12 protein-coding genes are annotated in these 17,336 nt (G+C 47.9%); 6 read left to right on the top strand and 6 right to left on the bottom strand.

All coding sequences use genetic code 11. The features are described 5' to 3' along the window. Positions 1-250 precede the first annotated feature (250 nt). Entirely contained in the window at positions 251-433 is a 183-nt protein-coding gene (locus ACO4R2_RS00995) for a hypothetical protein (RefSeq protein ID WP_484768847.1), read from the top strand. Positions 434-485: 52 nt separating this feature from the next. Beyond that, positions 486-2,426, top strand: coding sequence for a hypothetical protein (locus ACO4R2_RS00990; protein WP_484768846.1), 1,941 nt, complete (start codon positions 486-488; stop codon positions 2,424-2,426). A gap of 102 nt (positions 2,427-2,528) precedes the next feature. Here the strand turns inward: ACO4R2_RS00990 and alaS are convergent, their stop codons facing one another. Together alaS and ACO4R2_RS00980 are read right to left on the bottom strand one after the other, a co-directional pair. Next, positions 2,529-5,156 (bottom strand): alanine--tRNA ligase, encoded by a 2,628-nt coding sequence (alaS, locus tag ACO4R2_RS00985; protein WP_484768853.1) that lies wholly within the window; start codon positions 5,154-5,156, stop codon positions 2,529-2,531. Between the two features lie 195 nt (positions 5,157-5,351). After that, positions 5,352-8,021 carry a transglutaminase family protein gene (locus ACO4R2_RS00980; protein WP_484768845.1) on the bottom strand — a complete coding sequence of 890 codons (2,670 nt, stop codon included), beginning with the start codon at positions 8,019-8,021 and terminating at the stop codon, positions 5,352-5,354. Between the two features lie 30 nt (positions 8,022-8,051). On the opposite strand from ACO4R2_RS00980, the gene ACO4R2_RS00975 reads away from it, so the two are divergent. From ACO4R2_RS00975 to rpmA, 3 genes are all read left to right on the top strand, one after another. Beyond that, complete coding sequence (locus tag ACO4R2_RS00975; RefSeq protein ID WP_484768844.1) at positions 8,052-8,297, top strand: hypothetical protein; 246 nt, start codon at positions 8,052-8,054, stop codon at positions 8,295-8,297. A gap of 90 nt (positions 8,298-8,387) precedes the next feature. Next, entirely contained in the window at positions 8,388-8,705 is a 318-nt protein-coding gene (gene rplU / locus ACO4R2_RS00970) for a 50S ribosomal protein L21 (protein WP_009348338.1), read from the top strand. Between the two features lie 21 nt (positions 8,706-8,726). Continuing rightward, positions 8,727-8,990, top strand: a complete 264-nt coding sequence (gene rpmA / locus ACO4R2_RS00965) for a 50S ribosomal protein L27 (RefSeq protein WP_183693503.1) — start codon at positions 8,727-8,729, stop codon at positions 8,988-8,990. 398 nt (positions 8,991-9,388) lie between these two features. Here rpmA and ACO4R2_RS00960 read toward each other — a convergent pair whose 3' ends face one another. The 4 genes from ACO4R2_RS00960 to ACO4R2_RS00945 form a co-directional block, all read right to left on the bottom strand. Then, positions 9,389-10,300, bottom strand: a complete 912-nt coding sequence (locus ACO4R2_RS00960) for a glycosyltransferase family protein (protein WP_484768843.1) — start codon at positions 10,298-10,300, stop codon at positions 9,389-9,391. A 154-nt stretch (positions 10,301-10,454) separates the two neighbouring features. After that, positions 10,455-12,080 (bottom strand): NAD(P)/FAD-dependent oxidoreductase, encoded by a 1,626-nt coding sequence (locus tag ACO4R2_RS00955; RefSeq protein WP_484768842.1) that lies wholly within the window; start codon positions 12,078-12,080, stop codon positions 10,455-10,457. An 88-nt stretch (positions 12,081-12,168) separates the two neighbouring features. Further along, positions 12,169-13,545 (bottom strand): DNA repair protein RadA, encoded by a 1,377-nt coding sequence (radA, locus tag ACO4R2_RS00950; protein WP_484768841.1) that lies wholly within the window; start codon positions 13,543-13,545, stop codon positions 12,169-12,171. Positions 13,546-13,552: 7 nt separating this feature from the next. Then, entirely contained in the window at positions 13,553-13,897 is a 345-nt protein-coding gene (locus ACO4R2_RS00945; protein WP_311490179.1) for a MerR family transcriptional regulator, read from the bottom strand. Positions 13,898-14,266: 369 nt separating this feature from the next. Between ACO4R2_RS00945 and ACO4R2_RS00940 the strand changes: the two genes are divergently transcribed. Beyond that, positions 14,267-17,311: a leucine-rich repeat protein gene (locus ACO4R2_RS00940; protein ID WP_484768840.1), complete on the top strand. Its 3,045-nt coding sequence runs from the start codon at positions 14,267-14,269 to the stop codon at positions 17,309-17,311. The last annotated feature ends 25 nt before the right edge of the window (positions 17,312-17,336 follow it).

Raw genomic sequence — 17,336 nt, 5'->3', positions numbered from 1 at the left:
ATAGTAAATAAAGGGAGTACAAGAGATTTTAGGTCTCTTTTTGTCATATAAGCCAGAATTTTAATTCAAAAAAATTTTTTACATGTTTGAAATGATCAAAAAAGAATCTTTATGTTATGGTTGAGAAATAGTAAATAATTATGATTCAGTTTGTTTTACTTTCTTTTTTTCTTACTTTTGCATCCGATTTTTATAGAAAAGACAAAATTTTCCTATTCTTATTAGCTATTTTATGTGTAGAAAAAAATATGTGGCACCAGCGAGTGAGGCCGTAGGTGTAACACTTGCAACGGTTGTTGCCGGTTCAGTAGTCCCTACGGGTACTACAGGTCCTGGTAATAAAGATGCCTCTGAAACCCCTTGGAAAGAAAATAATCCCACTACTGGCGGTGTTGGTGTCGGTGGAGGAAAATTCTCAGGCGATGATTGGTAAATACTTTATTTTCCATTTGTAGAATTAAAGAACAAAAGACATATCAGAAAAGATGAGAGGAAATAAAAATAATCAATTCCTTATTTGGAGCTTGTTGCTCAGTTGTGTATTGTTGCTGGCTTCGTGTTCTGACATGAACGATGATGGTAGTGGAAAACAAGAAGGAGAAGGAGTAGCCTTTACGCTGACAGCGTCCGACTGGAATGTGAAGACATTGGGCGAGGATTCTCTCCGTGCAACAAAAGCTCCTGCTTCGCCTGACGTGGCAGAGGCAGTGGTAGATCTCAGTCCAGAAGTGTCGGCCAATGTTAGCATTGTGCGCGATGATAGAGAGGTGGGGGAACACCGTGCTCCTGCTCAAACTTCTTTAGGAGCAGGCGATTTCACCATCGTTGCTTATCAAGGCAGTGCGAACAATCCAGAAAAGAAAGCAGAACTGAAAGTGCATTGGGACGGCTCTAAGTTTACAGATGATGGCAATATAGCTAAGATGCACCTTCCGGCAGGCACATACACCTTTGTTTGTTTCAACGACAAACTGAAGGAAAAAGATGGCAAACTTGTCATGGCAAACTATGATAAGACGGCAAATCTCACAACGGATCAGGACTATCAGACCTATTATGACAATCTTGCAGACGACTACGATAAAGCATTGGTGGGAAAAGTCACTACAGCGGTTCCTAACAATAGAATTGAAGTTCCCTTTGTGCTGAGTCATCCATGGTCACGTGTGAAGTTTCAAATAGTGGGTGTAGGATTGGCGTTCAATAATAAGGATATAGATTATAGCACTACAGGAACACCGACCCCTATCTCCTATGATGCTGACGTCAGCGCAGCTACAGTGATGACTCCATCGGCCGAAAGTGTCACTACGGGTATGGCTCAGACGAAGAGCGTGTATGAATTGAATGCTATGACGCTCACGCCCGTGGACTACTCCCAGAGCGATGTGGATGTCAATACTGGAGCGGAGAAAATCAATAACAAGCGCGTGTTTCATTTTGGAGCGTTCGAAAATGTTCCTCACGCATCACAATTTATTAGCTGGCTTTCCTATTATGGTAATTACCAGCGTGCACAAACGTCTTTGCAGTATTTCCCAGCAGGAGCAAACTTGAAGGCCTACAAATGGAATGCTGCGGCAGTGAGCTTTTATCGGAAACCTCTTTCTTTTGAGAAACTCTATCAAACCATTGAGGATATTCTCCCTACATCGCTCGAAGCCAATGGTAGCTATACAGTGCGCATTTATATGTCGTACAATTTTAAGTATCTCTTTAGTGACGGCACAGTGGGAACGCTTGCAGAGAACAATAACTGGAAAACAAAGACGCCGATAGCCCTTGTGACGAGTATGAAGACTAAAACGGCTGTAGGACTGAGAACAGATGGGCGTGTGAATAACATAAACGATCGGACGGGGATAGAACATATCAATAGAGACTATTACGCTACGAACTCTCCGAAGTTGCCTACACTGCTGAATGGGTATAGAACAACGTACGATCCTGCTTATGCGTATGATCATACTAAGGCTCATGCTGAGGATCAAAATCTCCCAGCTTTCTATACTGCCGCTCACTATAATCCAGGTGTAGCTGTAACTGCCGACTGGTTGAAGAATCCTTCGACAAATCTAAATGATAGCATCGGAAAATGGTATCTCCCTGCTTATGGAGAATTGGTGAATATGTACCGCACCGTAGGCTATGGAACGTATTATAATATCTCGGACAAACGTAAGGATACTTTCCAGTTTAACACGGAATACGAATGGAGATCAGTCTTTATAGATATTGCTTTCAGACAAGCTGGTCGTTCATTCCCTCCTACTTGGAATCAATATTGGACCAGTACGGAGTTGGAACGTCCTGCTGCTCATTACGATTTCTGTGCAGAAATGACCTATCGTACCGAAGGTAAATTCTGGATGAGATTGGATTTTTATAATACTGGTGTCGTGCTGCCTTTTATCCACTTTAAGTAAAAATAGCTTTTGCCGCATCTACGGAAAGATGCGCGGCACAACAGAAAAATCCCCTGCAAGCAAGCAGCTTGCAGGGGATTTTTATAATAGAGAATCTCCGTTTTAGAGATTGGCTAATTCAAGCACTTTTTCAACAGCAGCTTCGAGACCGTTAACGTTCTTACCGCCTGCTGTGGCAAAGTGGGGCGCACCGCCGCCGCCACCTTGGATAAGTTTGGCTGCTTCGCGCACCATTTGTCCCGCATTAAGGGCGTTGTCCTTCACGAGGTCTTTGCTGATCATCACCGTTAAGAGCGGTTTGCCTTCATAGCTTGAACCCAATACGCAGAGCATCTTCTCGGGCAACTGTCCTGACACTTGGAAAGCCAAGTCTTTGGCAGCATCGGGAGAAATACTCATGGGGAGTACGCTCTTAAGCACCTTGACACCGTTGACATCTTCAGCACGTTCGAGGAGGCTCGCCTTGATTTGCTGCACCTTCTGCTTCACGAAGTCCTCTACCTGAGCTTTCAGTCCGCTGTTTTCTTCGATGGTTTTCTGAATAGCTGCCGTGAGATCCTTAGCATTGTTGAAGAGTTCTTTCAAACTCGTCAGCAAGTCTTGTTGCATATAGACACTCTCTTCTGCTGCCTTACCGGTGAGAGCTTCGATGCGGCGAACACCAGCAGCTACACTGCTCTCGCTCACGATGCGGAACAAACCGAGACGACCGGTACTCTTGGCATGGCAACCGCCGCAGAACTCTACACTGTTGCCGAATTGTACGACACGAACTTCGTCGCCATATTTCTCACCAAAGAGAGCGATTGCGCCCATACGCTTAGCTTCTTCCATAGGTACGTTGCGATGATCCTGCAAGGGGATGTCCTCGCGGATACGACGGTTGACGATTTGTTCAACCTTACGTAATTCTTCGGGCGTCACCTTCTGGAAGTGAGAGAAGTCGAAGCGCAGATAGTCGGGAGTAACAAGCGAACCCTTTTGTTCTACATGGCTACCGAGAACCTCGCGGAGGGCTTGGTCGATGAGGTGAGTGGCCGTGTGGTTGGCTTCGCTGCCACGACGCGCTTCGAGGTCGATTATTGCGCGGAAATCAGCTGCCGGATTTTCGGGCAGTTGTTTTGTTAGATGAATGGGGAGGTTGTTCTCGCGCTTCGTATCGAAAATCTGAACTGTTTCGTTCGCACTGCGGAGAATACCTTTGTCGCCCACCTGGCCGCCCATCTCCGCATAGAACGGAGTAGTGTCAAGCACGAGTTCGTAGTAGGTCTGCTTCTTTTGCTGCACTTTGCGATAGCGCAGAATATGGCAGTCGGCCTCTGTCTCGTCCCAACCCACAAACTTGTCTTCACCTTCGCGGAGCACTACCCAGTCGCCAGTTTCTACTGCTGCAGCGTTGCGAGCGCGTTCTTTTTGCTTTTGCATCTCAACGTTGAAGCCTTCTTCGTCCGTCTTGAGTCCCTGCTCAGCACAGATGAGTTCCGTGAGATCGAAGGGGAAACCGTAAGTGTCGAAAAGCGTGAAAGCCTTAGCACCATCAAGTGTGTCGCTACCAGCTGCTTTGGTTTCACGAATAAGTCCGTCGAGCAGGTTGATACCTGTTGCCAAAGTGCGGAGGAAGCTATCTTCCTCTTCCTTGATAACGCGGGTGATGAGCTCCTGCTGTGCAACAAGTTCGGGATAAGCACCGCCCATTTCTTTTACGAAGGTAGGGATGAGCTGATAGATGAAAGCCCGCTTCTGATTCAGGAAAGTGTAGGCGTAGCGCACTGCACGGCGCAAAATACGGCGAATCACATAACCCGCTTTCGCATTACTGGGCAACTGACCGTCAGCAATGGAGAAAGCGATGGCGCGGAGGTGGTCAGCAACCACACGCATGGCCACATCAACATTTTCTTCCTTACCGTACGTAAAGCCGGAGAGTTGTTCCTCTTTCTTGATGATGGGTTGGAAAATATCGGTGTCGTAGTTGGAGTTCTTACCCTGCAGCATACGTACTAAGCGTTCGAAGCCCATACCCGTATCGATGACGTGCATAGGAAGTGGTTCGAGAGTGCCATCCGCTTTGCGGTTGTACTGCATGAATACGATGTTCCAGATTTCGATAACTTGGGGATCATCCTTATTAACGAGTTCACGCCCTGGAACTTTTGCTTTCTCTTCTGCTGAGCGGGAATCGACATGGATTTCGGAGCAAGGACCGCAGGGACCTGTGTCGCCCATCTCCCAGAAGTTGTCGTGCTTGTTGCCGTTGATGATATGGTCGGCTGGAACATGCTTAGCCCAGAAGCTGGCTGCTTCGTCGTCGCGCTCAAGGCCTTCTTCCTTAGAGCCCTCAAATACGGTGACGTAAAGGTCTTTCGGGTCGAGGTGAAGAACATCGACGAGATACTCCCAAGCATAGTCGATCGCTTTCTCTTTGAAGTAATCGCCAAAGCTCCAATTACCGAGCATCTCAAACATAGTATGGTGATAAGTGTCGTGACCCACTTCTTCAAGGTCATTGTGCTTGCCGCTCACGCGCAGACACTTCTGTGAGTCTGTACGACGGCGCGGTTCTGGATCACGCGTGCCGAGGATGATATCTTTCCATTGATTCATGCCGGCATTTGTAAACATCAGCGTGGGGTCGTCCTTGACAACCATCGGAGCAGAAGGTACAATCGTGTGTCCCTTGCTTTCGAAGAATTTCTTGTACGACTCGCGAATTTCGTTTGCTGTCATTATTCTGTATTTTTATTAGTTTTCTTTTTCTAAAGGTGCAAAAATACTGCAAAGTGGCTGAAACGCAAAGTTCCACACCTTGTTTTCCTTATTCTGTGCCCTTACTGGCGCCCGAAGAAAACAAGGCAAGCCCACTCACGCGAAGAATGTGTTCGCGGAGTGGGCTTGTGGAAATTTTACACCGTTAAAGGCGTCGCGTTAGAGTTTACCGATAGTCTTTGTGAGTTGCTGCCCCATGCCGATGGTGTAGCCCTGGCTGAAGAATACAACGCGGTTGAACGTGTCGCCGATAATCACAACGGGGCGTTCGGGGCTTTGCGTCAGGCCGCTACCAAAGAGGTCGTTGGCCACTTGCTGTTTGCTGTCGATACCAAAGCGGAGATTCTTCGGCAGGTTAGGAAATTCGCTGCGACGTTTCATGAAGGAATCGTATTCTGCTGCCGTGGGGAAGAGCATCAAAATGGCGCGTCCCCAGCTTTCAAGTTCGGCCCGACTGGCTTCAATATCGTGGAGAATATGGGTGCTCGGCTCGTTGTTGGCTTTGAGTAATCCAACGATGAAATAGCCGCGCCCAGTGGTGGAGAGAACGCTCTTCTCCTTAGCTTCCTCAAGGTCGTGGTAGATGTTCTCAGCGTTGAAAGAACCGATGACACTCACCTGGCTGGCATCCTCCCGCATAACGAGCTGCACCGTGGTGTCGGCCGCTACGGGGAACACACTGATGTGGCAGAGCACACTACCATCGGCTAAACGTGTGCCGGAAGTGAGCAGATAATCGCCGTGCTCCACTTCTACGCCCTTTTTGAATGTTTCCGCCCAAGTAGCGTTCTCGTCATAACCTTGCAGTTTTGGTAGTCCATCTTCGAGGCGTGAGAGAGAGAAGTGGGAATAGTAGGACGGATTCTCCATGAAACGGCGCGGAGAATAGGAGAGAGCAAGCTTTGACAACTGAGAGTTAGCGGCAGCTTGCGTTGGACCGAAATCTACTGTTTTCCATTCTCCATCCCAATACTGGAAGTTGCTCGTCACTTCATCACGGCGGGCGGGAATGCCCAATGTGCGGCACATTGCCACGAAGCAGATACCTTTGGAAGTGGCTGAGGCTTGCTGCGAGGATAGCACCGTGACGGGAGCTTGTGGGACGAAGCGCGAAGCGGGTGTGGTGTCAGTCTTCACGCTATTTAGTTTCTGCATGATTGCTGCCACTTGTTCGTCGGTATGAGTGAATGTTCGGATCGTTTCCACTGTTTGAGCCAGCTCTTCGCGCCACGGTGTGAGATCTTCCGTTGAGATGCGAGGGCAGAGCACGTAGTGTGAGTTGCGTTGGAAGTCCTCTTCGCCCACTTTCATTGCGCTCGGTGTAGACAACTGCTTTTCGATTTGTTCGATGTGGTTGATGATAACCCGCTCATCAAAGTCGCGCAAGTCTTTGTCTGTCAAACTTTCGAGTACGTACAGAACAAGATCTTTTTGCGTCAAATTCTTCGATAATATGCATACATTCTTTTCTTGGTTGAAATGTTCAAGCACATCGTAGAGCGCCATGAAGTTTCCCTCCGATTTTTTGAAGAGCGGCTGCAAGCGGGCAGCATCGTAGTTTAATACTTCGGCCACTTCCTCCACCTTCTTCTCGTTTGGCCAGACTGAAGGCCATTTCATGCGCTGAGCATCTTCTTGCGCCAATCGCTTATTGTTGAGAGCTTCGGCTTCGGGCGACACTTTCGGATAGTTGTTGCTCACGGGAGGAGGAGTGAGAGTTAAGTCAGTTTCAAAGCGATCGCCCGCTTTATGAGTAAGGCGTATCTCTGTGGGGTGTTTACCCTGATTCGGCGAAACTTTGGCAAAACCATAGCGTCCGTCCTTTGCTGCCCAAACAAGGAGATCGCCCTTTCCGCAGATGAGTGAGGCCTCACCGCGAGCATCCGACTGAGTGGAATAGAGCGTATAAAATTCAGCATAATTATAAAGGCCGAAGCGCACCTTAGCATCGCGTACTTTGCGCCCTCTTTCATCAACAATGCGTACGCTGCGTCGCTCAACAGGAGCGTAGTTGTTGGTCACGTTGATAGTGGTTTGCAACGGATATTGTTGGAGGATTTGTTCGTCGCCTTGATATCGTCCCATGACGGTAGTATTCATCAGCATACCACGTGCTGCGGGCTGGTTGAACCACGCAATGTTCAATTCAGCAGCTGGTTCGCAAGCACCGAGAAACTGCCATTTTCCATCGACGTAAGCCTCCACCCACGCGTGGTTATCATCGGTGTGCGCCCAGCGTGGGGTGTACACTTGGCGCGCCGGTATGCCCACGGCTCTAAGAGCACTCACCGCCAGCGTACTCTCCTCGCCGCAACGCCCCGTAGTAGTGCGCATGGAAGCCAGAGGGCTGGAGGTGCGCGCATCTGAAGGGCGATAGGTCATCACCGAGTGGCACCAATGGTTTACTTCGAGAGCTGCATCGTGCCAATTCATGTAGCGCACACGTTTTCGGAGCACTTCGTAGGTTTTTATACGGAATGAATCGAGATGTTCATTGTTGACGCGAACGGGCAAAACAAAATGCAGCCATTCACGGTCGGGGATTTGTTTCCCCCAAGGAAAATCAGTGCGAGTTTGGAGCGCTAAGCGCGCATTATCCAGCATGAACTGTGGGTCATAATCCGTCACATCGGGCCAGTCCATGTAGGCATACAGAAATTGGAGCGCATCGCGTTCCTGCGGTGTCTTCGCCAGTTTCAGCGCCTCTTGCGGATGTGTGCAAACTGAATTTTTGAAGCGCTGTTGGAAATCGGCCTGCACTTCTTTCGCCGTTTGTGCTGTAGCTTGCAGGCAGAGAGTAGCCCAAAGCATCATCAGAATTTTTTTCATAGAGAATCAGTCTTTCTTTGCAGCAAAGATATGAAAATTACAGGAAATTCTAAAAAAGAAAGCGGAAAGTGCGTAAGTTGGATAAGTAAAGGTGTTACGAGCGTATACACGTTTCTGAATTTTTATGTGGAAAAACTAAAAATGATGGGGCGAAATTCGCTGATTAAAAGCATTTTCCGCGCCAAAAGATTTTGTTTTTATATAAATAAGTACTACTTTTGCACCCGCATTGAGTCCGAAGGGGCCGAAAAAGTGAAGAAAATCGAAGAGAAATAAAGGGACGTGTTGCCACACAGCACCGAACAGCGTGGATATTCGATAGATTCTTCCGCCTCCCGGAAAAATCCGTTTAAACAATAATTTATAATGTACGCAATCGTAGAGATTAACGGTCAGCAGTTCAAGGCAGAAGAGGGCAAGAAGCTCTTCGTCAATCACTTGCAGAATGCAGAAGACGGCCAAACTGTTGAATTTGACAAGGTGCTGCTGGTAGACGCAGACGGCACGGTAACTGTAGGCGCTCCCACTGTTGACGGCGCAAAGGTAGTTGCAGAAGTAGCTTCCAAGCTCGTTAAGGGTGACAAAGTTCTTATTTTCCATAAGAAGCGTCGTAAGGGCTATCGCAAGCTCAACGGCTATCGTCATCAGTTCACTGAGTTGGTAATCAAACAAGTTATTGCTTAACCCCTAAAATTATTTTAAGAAATGGCACATAAAAAAGGTGTTGGTAGTTCTAAGAACGGCCGCGAATCAGCTTCAAAGCGTTTAGGTGTTAAGATTTGGGGTGGCCAAACTTGCGTAGCAGGCAACATTCTTGTTCGCCAGCGCGGTACGGTTCACTATCCTGGTAAGAACGTAGCTAAGGGTAAGGACGACACTCTGTATGCTTTGGCAGACGGTGTTGTTGTTTTCCGTCGTGGTAATCGCGACCGCAGCGTTGTTTCCGTAGAGCCCCAAGCTGAAGCTTAAAGCTAAGGTAACTAACAATTTAAGAAAGAGGACATCGAACAATCTCGATGCCCTCTTTTTTGTACTTACTTCGGAATGATATAAGTCCTTATTGTATTTGGAAATGCAATAAGGATGTCGGCTGATAGCCTTATTGCGTCAGCTGATACGCTTATTGTGGTGAAGGCTGCAATAAGGATTGCGGGCATTTATAGGTAGGAAGGCTCTTCTCTGTCTGTTGTTTTTTGTTGTCACACCCTATAAGAAGCTGTTTTTCAGCTTATTTTCTCGTTCTGTGACAACGTGACAAGAAATTCCAAGTTTTTTCTGGTAGGAGAATGTTAGCACTAATAAACGAAAAAGAGCATATCCACGCAATGGGGGATATGCTCTCTGATACTGTTATTATGGAGTTCTTTTTAGAACATCTTTTCGGGATAAACGCCTTCTTCGTGTAATTTAGCGAGTTTAGCAACTACTTCGGGGCGATCCTCCTTGTAAGTCACGCCGAACCATTGGCTGGTGGTGTCGAGAACTTCGCAAGTGGCTCCGTCCTTGTGGATGAGTTTGTCAACCATTAAGGGAATGAAGAATTCGCTCTTCAAGTTTTCCTGATTCTTCGGGTCGGAAAGGAATTCCTTAAACATCTCGTCGGAGTACTGGAAGTATTCGGGAGTGAAGCCCCAGAAGTTCATTGATACTGGGGTGTTGTCCTCAATAGCTACCCACTCGCCGTTGTCGTCGAGATACTTCACCACGCCGTCGAGGCGTTGAATCTTTGTGCGCTCTACAACGCTGGTGAGGTGGTTATGGTCGTCGTTCTCACAAACGCCGCGAGATACAGTACCTAAATCGGAGAGCGTATTGCCAACGCGGAAGCCCACCATGGCGTACTTCTTCTCAGAATTTTCGGGTAGTTCGGAGAGGAATTTACCCATCACGCGGAAAGCATCAGCACCATAGAAGTCGTCGCAATTGATAACAGCAAACGGTTCTTTAATCACTGACTTACCCATCATGACAGCGTGATTTGTACCCCAGGGTTTAGTGCGGCCTTCGGGAACAGTGAAGCCCTCGGGCAACTTATCGAGGCTTTGGAATACAACCTCGCAGGGGATGTGGCCTTCGTACTTAGAAAGCACCACCTTGCGGAAATCCTCTTCGAAGTCCTTGCGGATAACGAACACGAGCTTGCCGAAGCCAGCTTTGATAGCGTCGTAGATGCTATAGTCCATGATTGTCTCGCCGTGAGGGCCAAGACCATCTAATTGTTTCAGACCACCATAACGACTGCCCATACCAGCAGCCAAAAGGAATAATGTTGGTTTCATGTGGTTTTATAGTAGATAAAATTAGTAATTATTCTATTTTCGTGACGCAAAGGTAGTACTTTCCGTTATAAATAGTTTGTCTTTAATGTGATTTATTACAACTTTCAGCGGATTTTAGAGGCTCACTCTTTACTTCCTTCTGTTGCAATCGGGCTTATTTCCCCAAATAGGCTGCTGCAGCCTCAGCGCATCGTTCGCCATCGACACCGGCTGATACGATACCTCCGGCATAGCCTGCTCCCTCGCCACAGGGGAAGAGACCCTCAATGCGGATGTGTTGCAGGTTTTCGGGGTTGCGAAGGATGCGGACGGGGCTCGACGTGCGGGTTTCGGCAGCAATGACGAGAGCTTCGTTGGTGAGGAAGCCGCGACTGCGCTGACCAAAATAGCGGAAGCCCTCCTGCAAGCGGGAGCTGATAAACTTCGGCATCCAGAAATGGAGCGGTGAAGAAACCACGCCGGGAGCGTAGCTCGATTTGGGGAGATCGTAGCTAAGGCGATTGTTCACAAAATCGGCCATGCGCTGAGCTGGAGCCGTTTGACGCCGTTGCCCTTGCAGCCAACACGCCTTTTCCAGTGCTTCCTGGAAGTACATAAGGCGTAGCGGATTTTCTGGATTAGAGAAGTCGGCGTGTGCCGCAGCGAAATGTTCGTCTTGCATAGCTTCAGCCATGAAGGGAGCTAGTTCGCCGTCGATATCTTCAGGGCGAGTTTCTACTACCATTCCCGAGTTGGACCACGCTCCATTGCGGTTGCTCGGACTCATACCATTCACCACGATTTGTTCTGGCCCACTCGCTGCTGGCACTACAAAGCCGCCAGGGCACATGCAGAAACTGTAAACGCCGCGCCCATTGGCTTGAGTGACAAAACTATATTCGGCTGCGGGAAGAAAACGCCCGCGCCCGTTGCGATTATGATACTGAATGCTATCAATGAGCTGAGAGGGGTGTTCCAAACGGACGCCCACGGCAAGTCCCTTGGCTTCCACTTCCACTCCCGCTTGGTAGAGATAGCGATACACGTCGCGCGCACTATGCCCCGTGGCTAAGATAACCGGACCGCGGAAGTGTTCGCCCTTTGCCGTCTGAACACCTATCACTTTGTCTCCTTCGAAGAGGAAAGCATCAACACGCGTTTGGAAGTGGACTTCGCCGCCACTTTCGATAATCTGATTGCGCATGTTCTCTATCACGCGCGGCAACTTGTCTGTACCGATGTGTGGATGCGCATCGACAAGAATATCGGTAGATGCTCCAAACTGGCAGAAAACGCGGAGAATCTTATCGGAGTTGCCTCTTTTCTTGCTGCGCGTATAGAGTTTTCCATCGGAATAAGCCCCCGCACCGCCTTCTCCAAAGGAGTAGTTGCTCTCGGCATCCACTTTGTGCTCGCGTGAGATGAGTGCAATATCTTTGAGCCGTTCGCGAACATCTTTTCCGCGTTCGAGCACCACGGGGCGTAATCCGAGTTCGATGAGGCGCAAGGCGGCAAAGAGTCCACCAGGACCTGCGCCCACCACAATGACGCGGTCGGCGTGAGAAACATCCTTATACGCCACTTGCTCATAATCGAGAGCTGGCGGCTCTTCATTGATGTATATATTGAGGGAAAGATTCACGAAAACGGAACGTTGGCGCGCATCGATGCTCCGCTTGCGAATGTGGACGGCCTTGATAGTGCGCCCATCGCAAGCGAGTTCGCGAGCCACATATTCGCGCAACACGCTGGGCTGAAAAGCTACATCGGGCGTTACGCGTAATTGTATTTGTTTTTGCATACTTAGTTTCTATTTTACAAGAGAAAAAGCACCGTGAACAATGGTTTTCTCAGTTGCTTCAACTCACGAGAGGTCTGTGCTCAAATCCTTATCCAAACAGTGCGCGGAGGGCTTCCGTGACAGTGCGAACAGGCACAAGTTCGATGCCAGGTGCTTTTATGTCGAGGCCTTTCATGCTCTGTTCGGGCAATAAGAACTGCTGGAATCCGAGTTTAGAAGCTTCGGCAATGCGCTGCTGAATACGTGTGACGGGGCGGATCTCACCGCTCAGTCCCACTTCTCCTGCCATAGCAACGCTACGTTCGATGGCGGTGTCCACATTGCTACTGAGCACACTGGCAATGACGCTCAAGTCGATCGCCGGATCTGTCACGCGGATACCACCGGCAATGTTGAGAAACACATCCTTTTGTCCGAGTTTGAACCCTACGCGTTTTTCCAAAACTGCCAACAACATATTGAGTCGGCGGAGGTCGAAACCTGTCGCGCTTCGCTGTGGAGTACCGTATGCAGCCGTGCTGACGAGTGCTTGCACCTCGATGAGAAAGGGGCGAACGCCTTCGATGGCAGCACAAATGGCCACCCCGCTCAGTCCCTCGTTGGCTTGAGTGAGCAGCAGTTCGGAGGGATTACCCACAGGGCGTAACCCTTCTGTGCGCATCTCGTAGATGCCGAGTTCGGAAGTACTCCCAAAGCGGTTTTTGATACTGCGAAGAATGCGGTAGAGGTAGTGGCGGTCGCCTTCAAACTGAAGAACGGTGTCTACAATATGTTCGAGCACCTTTGGTCCAGCAATGGCGCCATCTTTCGTGATGTGACCCACCAGCACCACGGGGACGCTGCTTTCTTTAGCATATTTGAGGAGAGCTGCGGCGCATTCGCGAATTTGCGTCACGCTCCCCGCTGCTGATTCCTGCAACTCGGTGGTCATCGTCTGTATCGAGTCAACCACGATGAGCTGCGGCTCCACGTTTTTGATATGCGTAAAAATCTGCTCCATATTCGTTTCGCAGAGCAGCAAAATGTTGGCGGGAGATATGCCCAAGCGGTCGGCGCGCAACTTGATTTGCTGCTCGCTTTCCTCTCCGCTGATATAGAGCACACGCTCTTGGAGGTGTAAGATAGTTTGTAAGAGAAGAGTGGATTTGCCGATGCCTGGTTCGCCACCCAAAAGCACCAAAGAACCCGGCACAAGGCCGCCACCCAACACGCGATTCAATTCAGCATCGTGCATATCCAAGCGTGGAAGTTCCTTTCCCGAAACCTCCACCAGAGGGATGGGCTTGTTGCGCTTCAAGCCTCGCCCCAGCGCGGTATCAGCAATTGATTCGGCCGAAGAAGCACTCATCGGTCGGATGGTCATTTCTTTATAGGTGTTCCATTCTCCACAAGCGGGACATCTACCTATCCATTTAGGAGAATCTGCCCCACAATGGGAGCAGACATAGACTGTTTTCGATTTCAAAACTCTCTTACAGTTGATTCAGTTTGTCTTTGATGGTGAGCAACTCCTCGCGGATATCCTGCAAGAGTGTAACCACTTCTGTTTTTTTCTCCTCTCCTCCGCGGTTTTTCTTGATCAGCTTGGCAGCAGCATCGAGTTTTAATCCGCGCACCTTTACCAGGTTATACACCACCCGAATCTTATTGATTTCATCTTGCGTGTATTGGCGGACATTGCGATTCAGCCGTTTCGGAACAATTTGCGGAAAATGTTTCTCCCAATAGCGCAACAGTGTGGGCTGCACATCAAACATCTCCGCAACTTCGGAGATGGAATAAAACATTTTCAAGTCCTTTCCTGTATTATCGGGCATAAATAGAGCATTTTACGTTTATTAGGCGAAATTACTAAATTCCTACTAACTTCCCCAATTTCCGTATGCTTTTTGAGGAGAAAGAGAGGTCTAATCCTCGTAGCAATACAAAAATAGTATCTGAACAAATAGAGGTACTTTCTCATATCTTGCTGTCTTATTGCAACCCTTGATGGAATATGGACAAGTGCACTTTTATAAGGAAATGTTTGAAAAAATCAAAACGACTACTTATTTTTGTAAACGCTATACTTTTAGTCTTGTAAACTGTCGTCAATATGGTGAGGCTGTAAATGATTTTTTAAAGAAGCAATACCAAGAGTTTGCGAGCAAAGCAGACAAAATAGAATATTAACTTAATTATTACAAATGAAAAAGTTTACTCTTTTCTTTCTGTTCTCTTTGATAGCCTCGACCTTTGGCATCAAAGCGCAGAACATCCAAGATGGCGTGCTGATAAGTTGGCCAATGGCATCGGGAGACATTAAGATTCCTGATGGTGTAGTTGAAATTGCTCCGAATTGCTTCCATGAGACCAGTGGTGAGTGGGGTGGCGGAGAAGATGAATGGGGAGGAGCTCCCGCTTTTGGCATATCGCGTCGCTCTTCCAACGAAGAAATCACCTCTGTCGACTTCAACCAAGTGAAGAAAATCGGCAAAGAAGCCTTTAAAGAATGCAAAGGCATTAAGTCGGTAAAGATGCCGAATGTTGAAGAAATAGGTGAAGACGCCTTTGCCTCTTGCGACAACAACGGCTTCACAACGCTCGAAATGCCAGCCATTAAGCGCATTGGCAAGAACGCATTCTTCAGTTGCTCCTCACTCCAGAAGATTGTTTTAGGCGGCGTTTTGGAAAAGATTGAAAAGAATCCTTTCAACAACGACCCGAACATAACTGAATTTAAGATCACAAATGCGCAAGCAGCTTATGTGGTGGCGGATGGTACAGTGCTTTCAAAAGACAAGGCGGAAGCTGTAATCATTCTCCCACAATTTGCGAAGATCACGCTACCCGATGAAACAACGACCATTGCTGACGGTGCTGCTCAGAATGTGAAGACGCTGCAAACAATCATTGGTAAATCTGTGACAACGATTGGCGAATCTAGCTTCCTCTCTGCTGATGCTTTGGAAAGCATCTATCTGCCCAAATTAGAAAACGTAGGCTTCTTGTCATTTAGCCAAATCGGCGGTATAAAGCTCGTTGATATTCACGAAAGTACACAGTTTACAGCTTTTAGCAACTACAACAATGGCGGACCAGCTGATAAAACTTCGCTGACGATCTATGTAGCCAACGAAACGGTGAAAACGGCATTGGAACAATATTATAAGAAAGCGAAGATTATCGTTGGTGCGCCAGCAAGCGAACTGAAGAAATATCGCGTAAACTTCAAGGTGGAACCGGAAGGTTCAGGCTTTATCGAGGCTTGGACAACGGGACCTGTCACTGTTGAAAACGGAGGGGAAGTGGCTGAAGGTAGCACACTTAAAATGGAGTGCCGCTATAAATTCACGACTTATGAATTCTCTCACTGGACGGTGAATGGAAATAGGGTTGACGGTGACCCTCAAAACGCGAAAGTTCTTGAGATTAAGTCGGTAGATCAAGACCTTAATATTGTGGCATATTGCAACAAACTCCCAGAAGGTAATCGCATATTCTTTAAGTCGGCAACGCCTGCTGGCGGTACGGTTACAGCCGTAATGGATGGTAAAGAAATTAAGAGTAGCGAGATTGTTCCGACCGGCAAGAGCGTTACGTTTACTGCAACGCCAGTTAAAGGCTACAACGTGACCGATTGGCTCTTTGAAGATCGCGACGGTAAGTACGTTGAGAAGAACGAACTGAAAGGTAAGACTACGTGGACGATTACGCCGACTGAGACTCTCGATTTCCTCGTTCGCTTTGAGCGCAACGAAGGTTCTGTTGTTATTAACTATGAAGAGCTTAGCGGCAATGGTTCCATCTCAGCTCGTACAGCAGAGGGAGCGCCTGTTGCCAGTGGCGAAGCTATAGCCAGTGGCAAAGATATTATCTTCATGGCTCTTCCGAAAACCGGATACAAAGTAGGTACTTGGATTGTTAATGATGAAGAGAGAACGGAAAAAGATCAAGAGTTGCGCATCAATAATGTGACGAGCGATCTCTCTGTTCGCTTGGTTTGCGAGGTATCAGGACACCAAGAAGATGACCACGCTCCCGTCATTGCTGGCGATACACTGGTGAAATGGAATGCTGTAGGTGATGTTGTTGTGCCTAACAATGTGAAACATATTGCCGACTTTGCTTTCAAGGGCTCAAGTCTGACTGGCTTGACGATTTCTGCGCAGGTAGAAAGTATCGGCGAACTTCCCTTTATGTTCTGTGGTCAGTTGAAGAAATTGGTTGTTGTACCTGAAAACCAACACTTCTCTTCTGTAGACAACGTAGTCTATACAAAAAACGGCAAAGAGTTGGTACAAGTAGCCACAGCTTATCAAAAAGAGACTTTCTCGCTCCCCGCTTCGGTAGAAAAGGTGCGTACGGGCGCATTCACTTTTGCTATTCCTATCAAGAAAATTCTGGGCGGTAACGATTACTTCGAGACTGTCGACGGAATGCTCATCCGCAAGGCCGATCGTGCTCTGATGCACTATCCCTCATTTGTACAACCGGGACAAGAACCAAAGCCTATCGAACTCCCGAATGATATTAAGAAAATCGAGAAATATGCTTTTGCTTTCAACTTCCTGCCGCAAAAGCTCGTGCTTCCTGCTGATGTTGAAGTGTTGGAAGACTATGCTTTCATCGGTGCAGCCAATTTGGTAGATCTGAAGATTGAGCATTGTCAGGCACTGAAGCGAATCGGTGACTTCTGCTTCAAAGCTTGCTTCCGATTGGCAAGTTTCAACCTGCCGCAAGAGGGCGTTACTTATATTGGCGAGCAAGCACTGCAAGGCTCGGCTATTGTTACGCTCAATGTGCCCAAAGATGCAACTATCGGCGCTAATGCGTTCCGCGGCTGTCAGTCTATCGCAAAGGTATACTCTTATAGCACAACGCCTCCCGCACTCGATGAATCAGCTTTCGCTGATATTGTTGACATCGAAGCAGCTACGTTGTATGTCCCGCAAGGTACAAAAGAAGCTTACAGTCAAGCACCAGGTTGGAAGACCTTCACGAACATTGAAGAGTTCGAAGTACTTTCTGTAACGAGTGCTGCACTCGATAACGTACATTTCTCTACGCAAGGTGAAATGCTGAATATTTCTGGTCTTAATAACGCGCGCATCTTGGTTTATAGCACAGAAGGCAAGAAATTAGCCGAAAAGAAGGCACACAATTCTATCTCTTTCTCTCTTGCTCACGGCTCCTATATCGTAGTTGTAAGTCAAGGGCGTAAGCAAATTGTGAAGAAAATAGTGCTTTAATCAATGCTACATTCTTCGCGTCACG

Source organism: Alloprevotella sp. (genome assembly GCF_057240785.1).
The sequence above is the reverse complement of the archived record's forward strand: the minus strand, read 5'-3'. Positions and strand labels throughout refer to the sequence as shown.